Origin of the sequence: Mycobacterium sp. E1386 (assembly GCF_001672745.1) — a bacterium.
GTDB lineage: Bacteria > Actinomycetota > Actinomycetes > Mycobacteriales > Mycobacteriaceae > Mycobacterium.
This window is the reverse complement of record NZ_LZKH01000061.1, coordinates 1-757: the sequence shown is the minus strand read 5'-3', so window position 1 is coordinate 757 and position 757 is coordinate 1. Positions and strand designations below refer to the sequence as shown.

The 757-nt window shown below is 69.4% G+C and carries 1 protein-coding gene and 1 pseudogene; both read left to right on the top strand.

Annotated features, from left to right (window positions below; translation table 11 throughout):
* Nucleotides 1-580, top strand: a 580-nt coding sequence (locus tag A5709_RS06820; RefSeq protein WP_068119018.1) for a DivIVA domain-containing protein, incomplete at its 5' end; no start/stop codon positions are given.
* A 96-nt stretch (nt 581-676) separates the two neighbouring features.
* Nucleotides 677-757 (top strand): annotated as a pseudogene (locus A5709_RS28730) (hypothetical protein); the annotation flags it as partial.

The following is a 757-nucleotide window of genomic DNA, read 5'->3' as shown; positions in this document are numbered from 1 at the left end:
GATCCCCGTCCCCGAGCCGGAGCCCGCGCCGAAGGCGGCGCCGGTCGCCGCCCCCGCCGCCCCCGCGGCTTCCGCGGCGAGCAACGAGGAACAGGCCATGAAGGCCGCGCGGGTCTTGAGCCTGGCGCAGGACACCGCCGACCGCCTGACCAGCACGGCCAAGGCCGAGTCGGACAAGATGCTGGCCGACGCCCGTGCCAACGCCGACCAGATTCTCACCGAGGCGCGCCAGACCGCCGAGACCACGGTCGCCGACGCCCGGCAGCGCGCCGACGCGATGCTCGCCGATGCGCAAACCCGCTCTGAAACCCAGCTGCGCCAGGCCCAGGAGAAGGCCGACGCCCTGCAGGCCGACGCCGAACGCAAGCACTCCGAGATCATGGGCACGATCAACCAGCAGCGCACCGTCCTGGAAGGCCGGCTCGAGCAGCTGCGCACCTTCGAACGCGAGTACCGGACCCGGCTCAAGACGTACCTGGAATCGCAGTTGGAGGAGCTCGGCCAGCGCGGATCGGCGGCGCCCGTCGACTCCAGCGCCGAAGCAGGCGGATTCGACCAATTCAATCGGGGTAACAACTAGCCTCACAGGCGTGCCGGACACTCGCCAAGCTGCGCGGTTGGCACACTGGACCTGCACACGAACTGGCTGTCCCGCTCGCCGCTGGGAGGATGACCGATGCTGATCATTGCGCTGGTACTGGCCCTGGTCGGGCTCGTCGCATTGGTGTTCGCCGTGGTCACGAGCAATGAGTTGGTG